This is a genomic window from Thermoanaerobacter siderophilus SR4, from assembly GCF_000262445.1.
Classification (GTDB): Bacteria; Bacillota; Thermoanaerobacteria; order Thermoanaerobacterales; family Thermoanaerobacteraceae; genus Thermoanaerobacter; species Thermoanaerobacter ethanolicus.
In genome coordinates, this window is sequence record NZ_CM001486.1 from 1900729 (window position 1) to 1916934 (window position 16206).

Annotated in this window: 19 protein-coding genes and 1 pseudogene; 11 read left to right on the plus strand and 9 right to left on the minus strand. The window is 34.4% G+C overall.

Annotated elements, in window-relative coordinates; all coding sequences use genetic code 11:
• Positions 1–272 precede the first annotated feature (272 nt).
• Entirely contained in the window at positions 273–671 is a 399-nt protein-coding gene (locus tag THESIDRAFT1_RS09305) for a bactofilin family protein (RefSeq protein WP_003870299.1), read from the minus strand.
• Between the two features lies 1 nt (position 672).
• Complete coding sequence (locus THESIDRAFT1_RS09310; RefSeq protein WP_039929310.1) at positions 673–1545, minus strand: M23 family metallopeptidase; 873 nt, start codon at positions 1543–1545, stop codon at positions 673–675.
• A 205-nt stretch (positions 1546–1750) separates the two neighbouring features.
• Between THESIDRAFT1_RS09310 and THESIDRAFT1_RS09315 the strand changes: the two genes are divergently transcribed.
• The 5 genes from THESIDRAFT1_RS09315 to THESIDRAFT1_RS09335 all read left to right on the plus strand — a co-directional run bounded on the left by THESIDRAFT1_RS09315 (position 1751) and on the right by THESIDRAFT1_RS09335 (position 4861).
• On the plus strand, positions 1751–2092 hold the full coding sequence (locus tag THESIDRAFT1_RS09315; RefSeq protein WP_003870297.1) for a hypothetical protein: 342 nt from the start codon (positions 1751–1753) through the stop codon (positions 2090–2092).
• 65 nt (positions 2093–2157) lie between these two features.
• Positions 2158–2409 carry a YkuS family protein gene (locus THESIDRAFT1_RS09320; RefSeq protein WP_003870296.1) on the plus strand — a complete coding sequence of 84 codons (252 nt, stop codon included), beginning with the start codon at positions 2158–2160 and terminating at the stop codon, positions 2407–2409.
• An 18-nt stretch (positions 2410–2427) separates the two neighbouring features.
• The gene (locus tag THESIDRAFT1_RS09325) at positions 2428–2631 is read left to right on the plus strand and encodes a hypothetical protein (RefSeq protein ID WP_003870295.1); all 204 of its coding nucleotides are present in this window, start codon (positions 2428–2430) and stop codon (positions 2629–2631) included.
• 192 nt (positions 2632–2823) lie between these two features.
• Positions 2824–4350, plus strand: coding sequence for a histidine ammonia-lyase (gene hutH / locus THESIDRAFT1_RS09330; RefSeq protein WP_006570215.1), 1527 nt, complete (start codon positions 2824–2826; stop codon positions 4348–4350).
• A 10-nt stretch (positions 4351–4360) separates the two neighbouring features.
• Entirely contained in the window at positions 4361–4861 is a 501-nt protein-coding gene (locus THESIDRAFT1_RS09335; protein WP_006570216.1) for an HDIG domain-containing metalloprotein, read from the plus strand.
• Here THESIDRAFT1_RS09335 and THESIDRAFT1_RS09340 read toward each other — a convergent pair.
• Positions 4858–6008 (minus strand): annotated as a pseudogene (locus tag THESIDRAFT1_RS09340) (amidase domain-containing protein). The gene THESIDRAFT1_RS09335 and the pseudogene THESIDRAFT1_RS09340 sit on opposite strands and share 4 nt — an antisense overlap.
• Positions 6009–6150: 142 nt before the next feature.
• Between THESIDRAFT1_RS09340 and THESIDRAFT1_RS09345 the strand changes: the two are divergent.
• The 3 genes from THESIDRAFT1_RS09345 to sppA are packed head-to-tail and all read left to right on the plus strand — an operon-like array spanning position 6151 to position 9464.
• Entirely contained in the window at positions 6151–6873 is a 723-nt protein-coding gene (locus THESIDRAFT1_RS09345; RefSeq protein WP_006570218.1) for an ABC transporter ATP-binding protein, read from the plus strand.
• Complete coding sequence (locus tag THESIDRAFT1_RS09350) at positions 6870–8534, plus strand: putative ABC transporter permease subunit (protein WP_425274155.1); 1665 nt, start codon at positions 6870–6872, stop codon at positions 8532–8534. The genes THESIDRAFT1_RS09345 and THESIDRAFT1_RS09350 overlap by 4 nt, the downstream gene beginning before the upstream one ends.
• Before the next feature lie 15 nt (positions 8535–8549).
• A complete protein-coding gene (gene sppA, locus THESIDRAFT1_RS09355; RefSeq protein ID WP_006570220.1) occupies positions 8550–9464 on the plus strand; it encodes a signal peptide peptidase SppA in 915 nt (304 codons plus the stop codon).
• Between the two features lie 44 nt (positions 9465–9508).
• Here the strand turns inward: sppA and THESIDRAFT1_RS09360 are convergent, their stop codons facing one another.
• Entirely contained in the window at positions 9509–10105 is a 597-nt protein-coding gene (locus THESIDRAFT1_RS09360; RefSeq protein WP_006570221.1) for a superoxide dismutase, read from the minus strand.
• 216 nt (positions 10106–10321) lie between these two features.
• On the opposite strand from THESIDRAFT1_RS09360, the gene THESIDRAFT1_RS09365 reads away from it, so the two are divergent.
• Positions 10322–10876, plus strand: a complete 555-nt coding sequence (locus THESIDRAFT1_RS09365; protein WP_039929313.1) for a TIGR01440 family protein — start codon at positions 10322–10324, stop codon at positions 10874–10876.
• 26 nt (positions 10877–10902) lie between these two features.
• Here THESIDRAFT1_RS09365 and THESIDRAFT1_RS14170 read toward each other — a convergent pair whose 3' ends face one another.
• From THESIDRAFT1_RS14170 to THESIDRAFT1_RS09375, 3 genes are all read right to left on the minus strand, one after another.
• Positions 10903–12255 (minus strand): S-layer homology domain-containing protein, encoded by a 1353-nt coding sequence (locus THESIDRAFT1_RS14170; protein ID WP_244262808.1) that lies wholly within the window; start codon positions 12253–12255, stop codon positions 10903–10905.
• Positions 12222–13037: a YcdB/YcdC domain-containing protein gene (locus THESIDRAFT1_RS14175; RefSeq protein WP_244262625.1), complete on the minus strand. Its 816-nt coding sequence runs from the start codon at positions 13035–13037 to the stop codon at positions 12222–12224. Before THESIDRAFT1_RS14175 ends, THESIDRAFT1_RS14170 begins: the two co-directional genes overlap by 34 nt.
• Positions 13038–13114: 77 nt before the next feature.
• Entirely contained in the window at positions 13115–14038 is a 924-nt protein-coding gene (locus THESIDRAFT1_RS09375; RefSeq protein ID WP_006570224.1) for a glycosyl hydrolase family 18 protein, read from the minus strand.
• Positions 14039–14146: 108 nt separating this feature from the next.
• Here THESIDRAFT1_RS09375 and THESIDRAFT1_RS09380 point away from each other — a divergent pair, with 108 nt between their 5' ends.
• Both THESIDRAFT1_RS09380 and THESIDRAFT1_RS09385 read left to right on the plus strand, forming a co-directional pair.
• Positions 14147–14428 carry a LiaF transmembrane domain-containing protein gene (locus tag THESIDRAFT1_RS09380; protein WP_003871713.1) on the plus strand — a complete coding sequence of 94 codons (282 nt, stop codon included), beginning with the start codon at positions 14147–14149 and terminating at the stop codon, positions 14426–14428.
• An 84-nt stretch (positions 14429–14512) separates the two neighbouring features.
• Positions 14513–14926, plus strand: a complete 414-nt coding sequence (locus THESIDRAFT1_RS09385; RefSeq protein WP_004401700.1) for a PspC domain-containing protein — start codon at positions 14513–14515, stop codon at positions 14924–14926.
• 14 nt (positions 14927–14940) lie between these two features.
• Here THESIDRAFT1_RS09385 and pdaB read toward each other — a convergent pair whose 3' ends face one another.
• Positions 14941–15711, minus strand: a complete 771-nt coding sequence (gene pdaB / locus THESIDRAFT1_RS09390) for a polysaccharide deacetylase family sporulation protein PdaB (RefSeq protein WP_006570225.1) — start codon at positions 15709–15711, stop codon at positions 14941–14943.
• A 44-nt stretch (positions 15712–15755) separates the two neighbouring features.
• Positions 15756–16034, minus strand: coding sequence for a hypothetical protein (locus THESIDRAFT1_RS14180; RefSeq protein WP_006570226.1), 279 nt, complete (start codon positions 16032–16034; stop codon positions 15756–15758).
• Positions 16035–16206: the final 172 nt, after the last annotated feature.

Sequence of the window (16206 nt, forward strand, 5' to 3'; positions counted from 1 at the left end):
CTTTCGTAAAGGAGATATTTTGCATAAGGAGCGACTTGTTACAAAGCGGCAACAAAACTTAGCAAGACCGAGGGTGGAGGCAGGGCCGAAGCCATGGATGGCGGAGGCGGGCACCTTAAGGCATGGATGCCGATTGTGCCCGGTACCCTGCCGGAGCCCGAAGGTCGAGCTTTAGTTTTGTCGCTTTGGAACACCGGAGTGACGATGCAAAATATCTCCTTTGATATTTTTCAACTTTGTCAACAAACTGAAAAGGCCGTAAGATGGCCTTTTTATTTTGTTTGTTCATCTTTTTTGTTAAAATCTGAAGGAGAAGACTTTGTCATTTTAGACTTTCCTTCAAAAATAGCTCCCTCTTCAATTATCAAATTTTGAACTTCTATATCTCCATAAAGTTTTCCAGTAGAAGTAAGTTGTAGCTGGCCTTTGGCAAATATATTTCCCTTTACTTCACCTGAAACGATTATATTATCTGTTGTTATATTCGCTTCTATTTTTGCTGACTCACCTATTACAACATTTCCTTTTGTTTCTATTTGACCTGTAAAATTACCGTCTATCCTTAGAGTGCCTTCTGATTTAATTGTGCCTTCAAAAGTTGAATTTTTTCCTATGACGGTATCAATTTTGTCTGGATTAACTTCTACAATCTGTTCTCTTTTTTGAAACATATCAATTCCCCTTTGCAAGATATTTCATTGGATCTACAGGATTGCCATTTACTCTAATCTCAAAGTGAACATGAGGTCCAGTGCTTCTTCCGGTATTCCCTGATTTTGCTATTATATCGCCTCTTTTTACATTTTGACCTACTTTGACAAGAATCTGAGAATTATGTCCATATACTGACTGAATCCCATAACCATGGTCTATGATTACCACATTACCATATCCTGATAACCATCCTGCATATGTAACTACACCTTTTCCAGCGGCTTTTACTGGAGTTCCTACAGGTACCGATATGTCAATTCCAGGGTGAAATTCACTTCCATATCCAAAAGGAGACTTTCTCGTTCCAAAAGAGGAGGTTGTTGTACCATATACTGGATAAACACTGGGTATTGAATTCAGATAATCAAGTCGAGCTGCTACTTTTGAAATAAGGTCTTGTAAATTTTGTGTTTTTTGATCTATTTCCGAAATAAGTTCAGCGGTTGTTTCATTGTCATAAGATATGTTGCTTTCACCTCTAATATCTCTTGATACATTGCCACGGCTTGGAGTGGAAGTGGATAATCCCACCATACGCCTTACCTTTTCTTCTAATTCATCTAAGCCTTTAATTTTTTCATTGACCAATTGAGCATTTTTGTCTAAAGTAGCTATTTTTTTGTCTTGTTCTTCTTTAAGGGAGGTTAGTTGCGCGATTTTTTTATCTTTTTCTGCTATTACAGTGTATAGGTAAGCAGTTGTTTTGCCAAAATAGACTAAAGAAATTGTAGCAGCCATAATTATTGAAAAAGCCACTATTACTACGGTTTTTATAAGGGGAATAGAAATTTTAAAGCTTTTGATTTGTTGATTTGAATCAGGAATAATCATAATATTGAGGTATTTTTCTTTTTCTTTTTCATTTATACCCCCACCCTAAAAAAATGGACAACTATACTTATTCTATATAAAGGTGTCAAAATCCTGCTAAAAAATCAAATTTTAAATTTTTATAATATTATGATAAATTATTTTAATTTGCTTTTGTGATATAATCAAAATGTAATTTATAGAAGTGGAGAAATTGAGGTGGAGTATGAAAAAAGGAATTATTTTAGGAATTGTGTTAGGAATAATAGCAATAGTGCTTAACATTATAGTAAATGGTTTTTTTACTTCTTTCGTATATTATAGCAATTATCTTTTTTTAATAGGAGTTGGTATAGGATTATTAGGGGGCGTATTGTATATTTCTTATTGGATCAATGATTTAAGACTTGTCAAAAAAATTTATTATAAAGAAGAGTTACCAGAACGGCGAGATGAGATAAAATTTATAAAAATATGGGGAAGCTATCTTATTATTGCCATGTTAGTAATGTGGTTTTTGTCTTTCATAGTTGTCTTAGTCGGAGAAGCAATTAGAGGTATAAAATAATTGGTATAGAGAATACTACTATTTGAAAATACTACTAATTAATAAGAGCTACAGGAGGTGTTGGTGTGGGGAAAAGAGTAGCGGTAGAAAGTCAGCTTTCCAATATTAAAGAGTATTTAAAGCAAAAAGGATATGAAGTTGTAGAATTAAAAGAAACTCTTTCAGAAAAAAACAATTTAAATGCCTATGATGCCATAGTTATAACAGGGCAAAGTAGAAATATGCTAGGCATAGATGATATTTCGACAAAAGTTCCGGTGATAGATGCAACGGGAATGAGTCCTTTTGATGTAGAAGAAAGTATAAAAAGATTATAATTACAGGTGGTGAATTTTGTGGTAAGTACTGAACAATTGAAAGCTGTAGGAAGAAGCTGTGAGGATTTTGAGTTAGATCCATCTCGCTATGGAAATAATTTGAGTATGTCTGTGTCTTTACAAGAAAGAAGCTGCGAAATATGTCAACATTGGGATGTGAATAGAAAAATTTGCAGAATAGGAGTTTTTGATGAAGTTTTATCAAGCCTTGATCAGACTTAAATCTTGAAATGTCAAAAGGATTTTTTTAAACTTTGTAGAATATAATATACTTATAAGACTAATTTAAGGATTTAAGTGTGGGATAGAAATGAGAGGGAAAATTTTACAATTTAATAATAAAACGCGAGAGGAAAAGCTCTCGCGTTTTTTGTTTTATTGCGATAAAGAATTAACGTAAAAAGGAGGGGGATTATGGGAAAGGTCATAATAGATGGCAATAATCTTACAATAGAAGATGTAGTGCACGTAGCAAGAGATGGGTATAGAGTAGAACTTAGCAATATTGCTGAAGAGAGAGTACTTCATTCTAGAAAAATAGTAGAAAAATATGTAAATGATGAAAAAGTAGTTTATGGAATCACGACGGGTTTTGGGAAATTTAGCGATGTCGTAATATCTAAAGAAGACACAGAAATTTTGCAAAAGAATTTGATTATGAGCCATTCTTGTGGAGTAGGAGAACCATTACCGGAAGAAGTAGTAAGAGCAATTATGCTTTTGAGGGCAAATGCCCTTGCGAAAGGTTTTTCAGGTGTAAGGCTTGAAACTTTAAACACGTTGATTGAAATGTTAAATAAAGGAGTAACTCCTGTTATACCTGAAAAAGGATCTTTAGGAGCAAGCGGAGACCTTGCACCTTTAGCTCACATGGTTCTTGTGATGATAGGGAAAGGTGAAGCTTTATACAAAGGTGAGAGAATGACTGGAGAAAAAGCAATGAAAGAGGCAGGGATTAGTCCAGTTGTTTTGAGTTCAAAAGAAGGTTTGGCTTTGATAAATGGCACTCAAGTTATGTCAGCAATAGGATGCTTAAATGTATATGATGCTAAAAGACTTATAAAATCTGCTGATGCTGTATCTTCTATTACTTTAGAAGCTTTAAGAGGAATAATTGATGCTTTTGATGATAGAGTCCAAATGGTGAGGCCTCATAGAGGTCAGATGATCACTGCTAAAAATATAAGAAAAATGTGTGAAGGAAGTACTCTAATAACGAGACAGGGAGAAATACGGGTTCAGGATGCTTATACCCTAAGGTGTATTCCACAAGTCCATGGAGCTATAAGAGATGCTATTGAATATGCGGAAGAAGTTCTTACAAGAGAGATAAATTCTGCAACAGATAATCCTTTAATTTTCCCTGAAGATGGCGAGGTGATATCTGGGGGCAATTTTCACGGAGAGCCTATTGCATTAGCAATGGATTTTTTAGGTATTGCAGTTTCTGAAATTGCTAATATTTCTGAAAGAAGGATTGAAAGGCTTGTAAATTATCAGTTAAACGACCTTCCTCCTTTTTTGACTGAAAAAGGGGGACTAAATTCTGGTATGATGATAGCTCAATACACAGCAGCTTCTTTAGTGTCAGAAAATAAGGTTTTGGCGCATCCAGCTTCTGTTGATTCTATACCATCTTCTGCAAATCAAGAAGACCATGTGAGTATGGGCACTATTGCTGCGAGAAAGGCAAGGGAAATAATAGAAAACGCTACAAGGGTTATAGCAATAGAACTTATGGCAGCTTTGCAGGCAATGGAGTTTAGGAAAGGTTTTAAAAAAGGGAAGGGCTCTCAAATAATATATGATTTAGTAAGAGAATACGTTAAGCCGTTGGAAGAAGATAGGGAGCTTTATATTGACATAAATGCCTGTTTTAATATTATAAAATCAGGTAAAGTATTGGCGGTCCTTGAAAAAGAAGGTATAATATTAGAATAAAGGTGATTTTGTGAATAGGATAAAACAATATTTTAAAGCTAAAAGAGCTAAAATTTATGAAAAAGATTATCAATTTTTACTTGGATTCCTAAATGAAAAGGAATTAGAATATTTTAATAAATTGCCTGTTTATGAAAAAAGGCATTCATTAGATGTGTGCTATTATCTTATTAATAAATACGGAATAGAAGACCAAGACCTTTTAAAAGCGGCTCTTTTTCATGATATTGGAAAGATAAAAGCGAAAATTACTCCTGAAAGAAAAGCCATGGCGGTGATTTTAAAGAAAATTCCTTTTTTGGCTAAGTTTCTTGAAAAACATATATATTTTTTTAAAGTCTATTATAATCATGCAGAATATGGTGCAGAAATTTGTAAGGAAATTGGGTTAAATGAGAGAATAGTAGGCATTGTAAGGCATCACCATGACAAAAATCTTATGGATGAGGATGTTATAAAACTTCAAGAGGCAGATGAAAAAATTAAAGATAGAATTTTTCTCTATCTTTAATCATTTATATGTATAAATCTATAAATCACTCTCTTATCCCATCCTAAGTCAAAAGGGACATGGTATCTATCGGAAGTATGAGTATTTACAACGGGTATCCCTATAGAATCAAAACCTGTAACTACGCCAAAGTGTACTATTTCTCCCTTTTCTTCATAGCATATAAGGTCTCCTTTTTCAATTTCTCTTATGGCACCTTTTGGGTGCTGTTCAGTAGGCTTTACCATATCTAAATAGTATCCTTTTGCAATTAATTTACCTTTTCCTGTATAAATGAGATAGTTAAAAAGAGCGGGTGCTTGTGCCCAAGCGGTGGAAGAGTCTTTGCCGTTGAAGTTCCATACATAGTCCATTGGAAGGCCTCCTCCTTCATGTAATACTTGAGAGACGAAATTGGTGCAGTCTCCTCCTACCCCGTTATAATCCCTATATTTTGGATTGTACTCGTAGTTATTGCCGCTTCCCCAAGCAGCTCCTGCGTATTTGTCAGCATAAGCTACTGCTCCTTCTCTGTCGTATTTACCCTTCTTTTTAGGCTTTGCTTCTTCTTCAGTTTCTGGCTTTGAAGTAGTAGGTGCAATTTCAGGCATTATGCCTTCAGCAGGAGCAGCATCTATATAGGCGGAATCTTCGTCAAGAGGGTCATAGTACCAATCTCTTCTTATAAGCCATTTTCCATCAACTTTTACAAGCTGTACAGAATGTCGTATACCTAATCCCATGTAATTTATTACATCACTTTTTATGTTGTAAGCGTATCCCATTTTCATAGTTTCCACAAGGTAAACCCATACGGAATTTTCGCCAGCTTTTACACTTTTTATCCTGTAAAAAGATTCTGCTTCTGTAAATTTAAGATTTCTTTTTTCTGACCATCCTTTAACGTATTCAACTCGCCTCCTTTCATGGTCCAATGCCCATTTGCCATAAGTGGAAGATTTGTCATAAAAGCCTTCTATCTCTTTTAAGTCACCGCTTAAAAGCACACTTCCTCTTTTTTTAAAAAATTCATCCAGTACAGTTTTTATCTCTTCTTTGTTGTTTGCAACTGTCTCTATGGTTTTATTGAAAAAGGAAATAGAAAAGTAAGTTAAAAAATGAGTGCTAGTAAAAGGAGAATTGGTTTGTAATATTTTTGGTGTCCAATTGCTCTCCTCCCTGCCAATGTAATTCAAAATAATAATATGAAGGTTAAAAGTTTTTTAACACTATCTTTTTATTAATTTTATTGGCAAATTTTAAACAATTTTATGTTATAATAGAAAAGTGAGAAAATGGAGGTGTAAAACTTGATAGAATTAAAAGGTGTTTCAAAATCTTATAACAAAGGTAAAATAAAAGCTGTTGACAACATTGACCTTGTTGTAAATCCTGGTGAAATATTTGGATTTTTAGGTCCTAATGGGGCTGGCAAAACTACCACGATAAAAATGATAGTAGGCCTTTTGTCCCATGATACAGGAGAAATTAAAGTAGACGGAATTGATATTGACAAAAATCCTATAGAGGTCAAAAAGCGCATAGGATATGTTCCAGATAGCCCTGATATTTATGACAAACTGACAGGCATAGAATATCTCAATTTTATTGCAGACGTATACGGGGTATCTGAAAAAGAAAGGAAAGAAAGGATTGAATATTTTGTTGAAGCTTTTGAGCTAAAGAATGCTATTGGAGACCTAATACAGACCTATTCCCACGGAATGAAGCAAAAAATTCTCCTTACAGCCGCACTTATTCACAATCCTTCTGTTTGGATTTTGGATGAACCAATGGTAGGATTAGACCCGAAATCAGCATTTTTACTCAAAGAGTTGATGTCAAAGCATACAAAAGCAGGTTTTACTGTATTTTTCTCAACTCATATATTGGAAGTTGCTGAGAAGCTCTGTGATAAAATAGCAATAATAAACAAAGGCAAAATAATAGCTTATGGTACTATGGAAGAGATAAAGAGCCAACATGAATGGGAATCTTTAGAAAAAATATTCTTGGAGTTGACAGAAAAATGAGGGAGTTTTTATCGTTTTTAAGAACACAAATGAAAGTTTATTATGGCATTTCCGCAATGAAATACAAATATTTTGTAAGAAAGAAAGATTTATGGGAAATAGTGCTTGCTACATTTGGAATAGCTGTTGGCGGTGGGACATTGCTTTTTATGTACATAATGTATTTAAACAGCATGTATGCAGCAAGCATGTTAATTAACCAGCCTCAGCTTATGCCTGTGACAGTCCTTCTTTTAGCTCAGCTCTTGACATTGGTATTCGGCTTTTTTTGGACTATTTCTGTGTTTTATTTTTCTGATGATATAAATATTTTGCTTCCTCTTCCTATACAGCCTTATAAAATAGTTTTGTCAAAATATAGCATAATTTTATTGAATGAATATGTTACATTGGCATTTTTAATGCTACCAGCAATCTTTATATATGGCATTGGCACGCAGGCAGGAATTTTATACTATCTCGTTTCATTTATTGTATTTATATTTACACCTATTATACCTCTTTCTATTGCGGCAATTGCTTCTGTTTTAATTATGAGATTTGTAAATTTGAAAAGGAAAAAGGACTTGTATACAGTTATAGTGAGTATATTAGCGCTAATTTTCTTCTTTACAATACAATTTTTTATCAATCGGATTCCTCAAAATGGAGAACAACAGGCAATAGAAAATTTTATTTTGCAAAATGCTAACCTTGCAAAGATGATATCTAGAAGTTTCCCTCCTGCTTTATGGGGAGCAGTTTCTATGACGAATTATAATACTTTGTCAGGGTTTTTAAATCTTTTGATGTTTATCGCTGTATCAATAATATTTACAGCCGTTTTGGCTGTTTCTGCTCAAAAAATGTACTTAAAAGCTGTAATTTCAGGGCAAGAGGTTGAAGCAAAAAGAAAAGAAGTTTCATTGAAAAAAGAAATAGTGAGATCCAGCCTATTGAAGGCATTACTGTTAAGGGAATGGAAGCTTTTTATAAGAGTTCCTGTATATGCTATGAATGTGTTGCCTGTGGCTATAATAATTCCCTTTGTGTTTCTTGTTTCTTTTGTGGGGAATCCACAAATTGGGTTTGAAATGGCTATAAAATACACCTCAGCTCCTGACGGCTGGTTTTGGGTTTCGATGATAGGGCTTTTCTTTTCTCTTTTTGTAGCAGGAAGTAACAGCCTTTCCTCTACTTCCTTCTCTAGGGAAGGAAAAATGTTTTACATATCAAAATTGATGCCTGCAGACCCTGCAATACAGTTAAAAGCAAAATGGATTTTTGGTATAATTATTACAATAGTGATTATACTTCCTACATATGTATTGGGCTGGTATCTTTTTAAAATACACCTTTTAAGTATAGTAATACTGATTGTTTTAATGCTTATAGGCATTTCCGCAGTAAATATACTAAGCCTTTTGATAGACGCCATGAAGCCTTCCTTTGAATGGGAGAATCCTCAAAAGGCTATGAAGGGGAATTTAAATGTGCTTTTGAGTCTTATACTGACTACTATTTTGATAGGGTGCATTGTTGGAATTGTGTTGTTACTAAAGAAATTATATGTTTCTGAAATAATAATAACTTTAATAATAGGGATTTTGCTCATTTTGTTAAACTTAGGTGTTTATTTATTGGCAAAAAGTGCTGTAAAAAAGCTGTACAAAGGAGAATGAAGGAGGAAGAAAAAAATGAGTAAAAAAGCGTTAATAGGATTAATTTTTATAGTCTTGATAATTAGTACTGTTATTGCTTCCATTTTTCTTACAATGCCTCAAGAGAATAAAAGTGTGCCATCGGTTTCAAACACAATAGGTGTTATAACAATTGAAGGAGTTATAGGGGAGACAAACATATTGGGGATTCCACAAGTCACAGGGGATCCAGTCGAGCAGATAAGAAAAGCTCAAGAGGATAGTACTGTAAAGGCAGTTGTTGTCAAGATAAATAGTCCAGGAGGTTCTGCAGCAAAATCTGTAGAAATATACACAGAGCTTAAAAGGTTAAAAGAAACAGGGAAAAAAGTGATAATTTCAATGGGGGATGCGGCTGCGTCAGGAGGATACATGGCAGCTTGTGGCGGAGATATAATAGTGGCAAATCCTGCCACAATAACAGGAAGTATTGGAGTTATAATGCAGTATACAAATTATGAAGGGCTTTACGATAAGTTGGGATTAAAAGAGATAACAATAAAGAGCGGTCCTTATAAAGATATGGGTTCTCCTACCAGAGATTTAACTCCGGAAGAAAAGAAAATATTACAAGGAGTCATAGATGATACTTATGAGCAGTTTGTAGAGATTGTATCTGAAGGGAGAAAGATGCCTATAGACAAAGTAAAAGAATTAGCAGATGGCAGGATATTCACAGGAAGGCAGGCACTTAAAGTTGGTCTTGTAGATAAATTAGGGGATTTTTACGATGCTGTAGATATCGCTGCAAAAGAGGCTGGGATTAAAGGAAAACCTGTTTTGAAGTACTACACAGCCCCCAGCCCGTGGAGCATACTTTTTGGAAGTACAGCACAGAGTACTTTGCAAGAGAGAGGACTTGAAATATTAAGAGTTTTATTTATTGACAAGTGGCTTTTAAATTCAAAGTAGCTCACAAAGGAACCGGACAAAGGGGACGGTTCCTTTTGTATGATTCAAAAAGAATGCATTTCTATCCAAGAGGTAACCCTTCTATTTACTTCCTCCCATTTTATATTATTCATAAAGGCCTCTATATAGCTTTTTTTATCAGTGCCGTAATCTATAAAATAGGCGTGTTCGTAGGTGTCAAGGACCAGAAGGGGAATCGTCCTTGATACTGTGCCATGGTTGTGGAAGTCCTGAAGGTAGTTGTGAAGCTTTAAATCTATAGGGTCAAAGCAAAGGACAGTCCACCCTCGGGAAGCCATTCCACAGGCTATGAAGTCCTGTCGCCAGCTTTCAAAAGAGCCAAAATCAAGAGCAATCATTGAGGCTATTATGCCGTCAGGTATGCCACCTGCTCCACCTAAGTTTTCAAAATATAACTCGTGAAGTTTTACTCCATCTAAATTGTAAGTCTCTTCTAGTTTAAGTTCTCTATATTCGCTATAGCTGGCATTTGCCTTTGAACGGTCAACTGTTTTTAATTTTTCGCGTATTTCGTTTGTCTTTTCTACATATCCATTGTATAACTTGTAGTGTTCTTCAAGAGTTCTTTGGGATATTCCTCTTAAAACTAGATTATATTTTTTTGCTACAAGCTTATCCATATTATGCCTCCTTTTGAATATCTAATTTTAGCATATGAAAAGATGTATAATTAGTGCATAAAAAAATTTATATAGTGATCTATTCAAAATGCTATTTTAATTTATCGAGTAACTTTTGGTACAATCGGACAAAAGGAACCGTCCCTTTTGTCTGAAGGGATTTATTTTGAAATGTGTGGTATAATGATAGTAAAGGGTAGTTTAGGAGGGATAGAAATGGATTTAAAAGAGATTTCAAAGCAGGCAGAGGAGGTCATAGAGGAGTTACTTGATATAACGAATTTAAAGCCGGGGAGTCTTTTTGTCTTGGGTGGAAGTACAAGTGAAATATTGGGCAAGAAAGTGGGAACTGCAGGAAGTCTTGATGTGGCAAAAGCAGTGGTGGACCCAATTTTAGAGGCTCTACATAAGCGAGGGTTATACCTTGCAGTACAGGGTTGTGAGCACATAAACAGGGCGCTTTTGGTGGAGGAAGAAGCACAAGAGAAGTACGGGCTTGAAGTGGTAAATGTCATTCCTCATGAACATGCAGGAGGGTCAATACAGACTTATGCTTATCAGCAGTTTAAGAATCCTGTAATGGTGGAAAATTTGAAAGGGTTGGGACATGCAGGGCTTGATATAGGGCTTGTACTGATTGGAATGCACTTAAGGCCTGTGGTTGTTCCTGTGAGATTAAGCCGAAATAAAATAGGGGAAGCTACAATTGTTGCTGCAAGGACAAGGCCTAAGTTAATAGGGGGAGAAAGGGCAAGATATAAAAAATTATAAAAGGGCACGGAAGACCGTGCCTTAAGTTATTTATTCAATTGAAGGTATCTTACTATTACAGCAGCAGCCTGGGCTCTTGTTAAAGGCTGTTGTGGGTCAAAGTATCCATCTGAACCATTCATTATTTTAAGACCTGATATTATAGCTATATATCCTATCATGTCTTGAGGTATTTTATCTTTGTCTTTAAAGTTTATTGTAAATATATCTGAAATATCAGCTATATAACCCACACCTAAACTTTTTACAAGCATCTTTGCTGCTTGTTGTCTTGTGACCATAGAATCAGGGTTTTTCTCTTTTTCTGTTATGATGTTTTTATTTATTGCTATGGCATAGTAAGTGTCATAATCATCTGGAGATTTTGGCACAGGGTCATAATAGGGAGGCTGTATTGCTCTAATGAGCATTTTTACAAAATCTTTTTGGAGTATGTCTTTATCTGGATAGAATTTGTCTTCTTTTACATCAATTATTCCGTATTGCACTAAGAGTTTTATATCCTTTTCTGCCCAGTTGCCTTCTATGTCTGTAAAAACAACCTCTGATTTTTTAACTACAAGTTTTCCACTGTAATCTACAATTTGGCCAGTTTTCGCATTTATATAGTTGTAGAAGTTTGATTGATACGCAAGTCGTATTGTTGGTGGTTTATCTGGAGATTTATAGTCATAGTCTGGAATGTACGTTAATGTAAATTCAGAGTTGTCAAACATTATCTTGTAAGCTTCCTCAAGGCTTATTATATTTTCCGGAGAAGGCAATTTTACAGAAGTCCAATGTATGGAATATGAGACTATTTCCCCTGTATATGGACTTACATTGACGTTTATATTGTTGAAAGGACACAAAATTCCATTTGCTACTTCTACATATCTGAATGGATATGCTGGCATTTCAATCATTTTGGAGCTTTCGGGAATATTTGTTTCTTGATATGCTGTTTTGCTGAACTTTTCAGGTACTATTTTTTTAAGGTAATCTTCAGCGATTTTTCTCATCTGTTCTTTGGTGTAGGAAAGTTCTTTTCCTTGCACATTGTCTATGTCGGGACCTCCTCTGGAAAAGGAAGTTAGTTCACCTGTAACTGCATCAACAGAAGCGGTTACATAGTAGTATTTATTGTCTTTAGTTAAAGTCCAATCAAGATACCATATAGGATTTGATTTTGCAGGAGGATAATCATAGCCGCTATATAAGTTTACGCTGCTTAGCTTGTAATCGCTTATTGAAAAAGGAAGGCTGTTTTTAACTACTTCAATAGCTTTGTCTTTTGATATGTATTTTTCTGATGCTTCGACTGCTTTTTGCTCTTCTGGAGAGAGTTTTTGTGTAGATTCTCTTCCTACTTCGCTGCCTCCACCTCCGCCATCATACATTGGCACATAATAGTATTCATTTGTTTTATTTCTCCTGTAATAGCATCAATTGGCGCATTTTGGTATATGCCATAAACTAATATTGCTTGAGGTTCATTGCCGTATACTTGGTTGTAGACTAAGTTGTATTGAAGTTTTAAACCTATTTTTTCTTTAAAGATTTTTATTGCTTCTTCCTTAGATATTGCAGCTTTTGGGTCGGGGAAGGAATAATCTTCCCAATTTAATGAGTAAGAGGTTACTTTTAAAGTATTTTTATTTACTGTGACGTATAAGGCGTTATACGGGAAAGGTATACCGCTTACTACTCTTTCAAAGGTGAAGTTATAGTCATCAGAATAGTATTCATTGTAACCATAGTTATTATTGTTAATTTGTTCTTTTGTTTCTTTGAATTTTTCAGGAACTACTTTTTGTAAGAATTCAATTGCCACTTTTTTTGCTTCATCCTGCGTGTATTTTGGGATTCTCGGCTGTTCTTGTGCAATGGGGCTCCAACTGTAATAGTTTGTAATTTCACCTGTATCGGCATCTATTGTGACGCTTATGTTGCCTTTTGAAGAAGAATTCCAATTGAGATTCCATGACTTTTTATTGCCGTATTCATAGTAGTTAGAGTTAAAGTCGTAGCCGCTATCACTTATGCCGAGTTTTTGTTTTGCTATTTCAATGGCCTGTTTTAAACTTATCTTTGTATCAGCTTGTGCCTGTGCCATGTTTGATGGTATCATAAGTGTAAACAGGAAGGCAAGGGCAATTGCGATGGAAATAAATTTTTTCATAAAAGAAACCTCCTCCTTTAGTTTTTCATTTTATTAGACGTAAAAAAGATAAAAAAGTTCCCATAAAGATAAAAAAGTTATCTTCCTCTTAAAATATTCCATATATTAGGGTCTTCTTGGTCCAATCTCCATACTGCTATACCGGATAGTTTGTAGCTGTCCACTAAAGATAATTTTGCAGAAAAGCTTTTTGAATCTTCAAACCAGACTGTATGAACTTTGCCATCCAATACATAGGTATAAGTAGATTCCTGGGCAGTTTGGTCGTACGTTATAGATACTCCTAAATTTTTTGCCAGTTCAATTGCCTGCTGGTAGGTGAGAGTTCTTGGGTAATTTACTCCTTCCGTCCAGTCATATCCATAGACTGCCATTCCAAGCCATATCTTTTGAGGAGGTATAACTGTTGTAGCGTAATTTAAAACATTTGTTACAAAACCTATAGAGGCGATGGGACCAGGTTGTGAAAAATGTTCATCATAGGCTAAAATATATACTTCGTCGGCATATTGAGCGATAAAGGAATATTGAAAAGCGCCAGAAAATGGATGCCTTGGATTGTCAGCCAGTTCTGCTGGGACAGAAATTGTGACAATTTTTCCTATGGCTTTTAAAGAAGTGTATAAGTCTCTTATAAAAATGTTTAAATTTTCTCTGTCTTCTGGTGGTACAAATTCAAAGTCTATATTGATACCGGGGTAATTGTTAATTACTGCAACATCTCTGATACTTGCAATAAGAGTGTTTCTTAAAGAGGAAGTCGACAATAAATCGTGTATTAGTTGTGACTTTTTAGGGTCTGAATAGTTGTGGATTATGGCATAAATAGGTAAATTGTTGTCGGAGGCAATTTTTTTGACGTCAGTAGAAGACATGTCAGCGAGAGTTCCATCTTCTTTTACTCCATACCAAAAAGGGATGAGGGTTGTTATATCCTTTGCATGGGCCTTCAAATCATCGATAGCACCGGGAGCTATATCAAAATACCATTTGTTATCCATTATTACACCTCCAAAGTTATTTTTTATAAAAATTTTTTTATTTTGACTTTATACTTTCATAATATGTATAATGTTTTATAGAGTGAAATAAAGGAGGCAACGGTAAAAATGAAAAAAAGAACGGGAATTTTAGCTAGTGCACTTTCTCTTATATTTGTGGGGATTTTGTTACTTTTACCGAACTTTAATGTATATGTGCCTTATTTTGTTTATAAAATGGTATGGCCTGCCTTTTTTATTTTGCTAGGTTTAGAGTTGATATTTAGCAATAAACTCTATGGAGAAGAAAATAGTAGCATTAATTTAGGGGTCATATTATTGGCAATTTTGATTTTAATTTTTACAAGCAAACTTTTTTATTTAGATCCTTTAAGTATCATCAATTTTTGACAGGTAAAGTAGTATGGAAAGAAAAAATTTATCTGCAAAGCTGTAGAGATAGTATATATAATAAATTAGATTGGAGGTCAAAATATGGGTAGAAAATTGTACAGGTCTAGGGAACAAAAAATGTTAGGAGGAGTTTGCGGGGGAATAGCGGAGTACTTTGATGTTGACGTGACTTTAGTAAGGCTTATTTGCCTTTTGGCTATATTTAGTGGTTTTGGATTGATTCCATATATCATTGCGTGGATAATAATACCAGAAAATCCTTATCAATTAAAGGGAAAAATTATAGATGAAGAGCCTAAAACCGGAGAGCAACAAGATAACGCAGTAGAAACAGAAGATAAAACTAACAAAGCAAATGAAGTTTTAGGTTGGGTTTTAGTGATTTTGGGAGTATTGCTTTTATTAAATAGATTATTACCTTGGTTGAGTTTTAAAATTATTTGGCCGGTTTTGCTGATTATAATTGGTTTAGGGATTTTATTTAAAAAAACATAGGGAGCATGTGCTCCCTAATCTTTTTGCTGTTCTTGGTTGTTATTTGCTATATTATTTTTTTCATAATTTAAAAGCTCTGATACAGTTACAAAACTATAACCTTCAGATTTTAGTTTTTCTATTATCTGAGGAAGTGCAGCTAAAGTATTAGTTTTTCCTTCATGCATGAGAATTACTGAACCGTTTTTTGTGTGACTTATCACCCGATTGACTACATTTTCTACTGCTGGGCTTCGCCAATCATCTGGGTCTACATTCCATAAAACAACGTGAAGTCCCAATGCATCTGATATTTCTAAAAGAGTTTTGTTAAAAGCTCCATAAGGAGGTCTAAAAAGTATAGGTTTTACTCCTGTAGATTCAACGACGATTTTTTGCGTTTTGTAAAGTTCCTCTACCATTTGCTCTGGTTTCATTTTCGACATATTAAAGTGGCTGTAGGAATGTAGTCCAATTTCATTGCCATTTTCATAAATATATTTTAGAAGTTCAGGATGTTTTTGAGCATTTTTACCAATGACAAAAAATGTAGCTTTTACCTCCATGCTTTTTAAGATATCAACATATTTCTCTGTATATTCTGGTATCGGTCCGTCATCAAAGGTAAGAGCAACTACTTTACCTGCACTTTTGTTGTAACCAAAAACCCTTTTATTAAAAGGGATAGGAGGTCCAAAGAGTTTTTCTATCTCAGATTTATTGAGCAATTTGAATATGAAAGTACTTATGCCATAATCTTTATCTAAATTATCAATTTGAGGAGAAATATTTTCCTCAGGTGACACATTTGTAGTATCACTTACTTTAGTGTCTTTTGTAGTATTAGGGTTTACAGAATTTTGGTTTGAAGAAGTTTGTTTAGAATTATTTTTTCCTGATTTTTGGTAGTATTAGGTTGTTGTTGCAGTGGGGAGGAACTTTTTTCTTCGTCAGATGGTGTGTCCCAAATTTTTGTGGTAGAATTTACTTGTACATATCTATCCTCAAACATATATTTATAGGCAAAAGCTGCTGAACCAATGAGGACTGACAGTAAAAACACTATTATAAGTGTATAAATTATACTTCTATTTTTTTTTGCGGCGTCTTCTTGAGGCCATATAATCATCTCCTCGTTGCTTCAATTATACTCTTTAAACTGTTAGCAGTTATTAATAATTAATTAATTTTATGTTACAAATTTGTAATATTTAGAGGAATTAATTTTACTCTTGAGGTTTATTTTTAATTATTTTTGGTTTCCATATATGTAGACGTAGCAGGAATGACAAAGTTTCAAA

Coding starts and splice junctions, on each gene's coding strand:
- hutH (WP_006570215.1), top strand. CDS start 2,824: ATGGGAAAGGTCATAATAGATGGCAATAATCTTACAATAGAAGATGTA.
- THESIDRAFT1_RS09350 (WP_425274155.1), top strand. CDS start 6,870: ATGAGGGAGTTTTTATCGTTTTTAAGAACACAAATGAAAGTTTATTAT.
- sppA (WP_006570220.1), top strand. CDS start 8,550: ATGAGTAAAAAAGCGTTAATAGGATTAATTTTTATAGTCTTGATAATT.
- THESIDRAFT1_RS14175 (WP_244262625.1), bottom strand. CDS start 13,037: ATGAAAAAATTTATTTCCATCGCAATTGCCCTTGCCTTCCTGTTTACA.
- THESIDRAFT1_RS09385 (WP_004401700.1), top strand. CDS start 14,513: ATGGGTAGAAAATTGTACAGGTCTAGGGAACAAAAAATGTTAGGAGGA.
- THESIDRAFT1_RS09315 (WP_003870297.1), top strand. CDS start 1,751: ATGAAAAAAGGAATTATTTTAGGAATTGTGTTAGGAATAATAGCAATA.
- THESIDRAFT1_RS09380 (WP_003871713.1), top strand. CDS start 14,147: ATGAAAAAAAGAACGGGAATTTTAGCTAGTGCACTTTCTCTTATATTT.
- THESIDRAFT1_RS09305 (WP_003870299.1), bottom strand. CDS start 671: ATGTTTCAAAAAAGAGAACAGATTGTAGAAGTTAATCCAGACAAAATT.
- THESIDRAFT1_RS09365 (WP_039929313.1), top strand. CDS start 10,322: ATGGATTTAAAAGAGATTTCAAAGCAGGCAGAGGAGGTCATAGAGGAG.
- THESIDRAFT1_RS09310 (WP_039929310.1), bottom strand. CDS start 1,545: ATGATTATTCCTGATTCAAATCAACAAATCAAAAGCTTTAAAATTTCT.
- THESIDRAFT1_RS09360 (WP_006570221.1), bottom strand. CDS start 10,105: ATGGATAAGCTTGTAGCAAAAAAATATAATCTAGTTTTAAGAGGAATA.
- THESIDRAFT1_RS14180 (WP_006570226.1), bottom strand. CDS start 16,034: ATGATTATATGGCCTCAAGAAGACGCCGCAAAAAAAAATAGAAGTATA.
- THESIDRAFT1_RS14170 (WP_244262808.1), bottom strand. CDS start 12,255: ATGTATGATGGCGGAGGTGGAGGCAGCGAAGTAGGAAGAGAATCTACA.
- THESIDRAFT1_RS09375 (WP_006570224.1), bottom strand. CDS start 14,038: ATGGATAACAAATGGTATTTTGATATAGCTCCCGGTGCTATCGATGAT.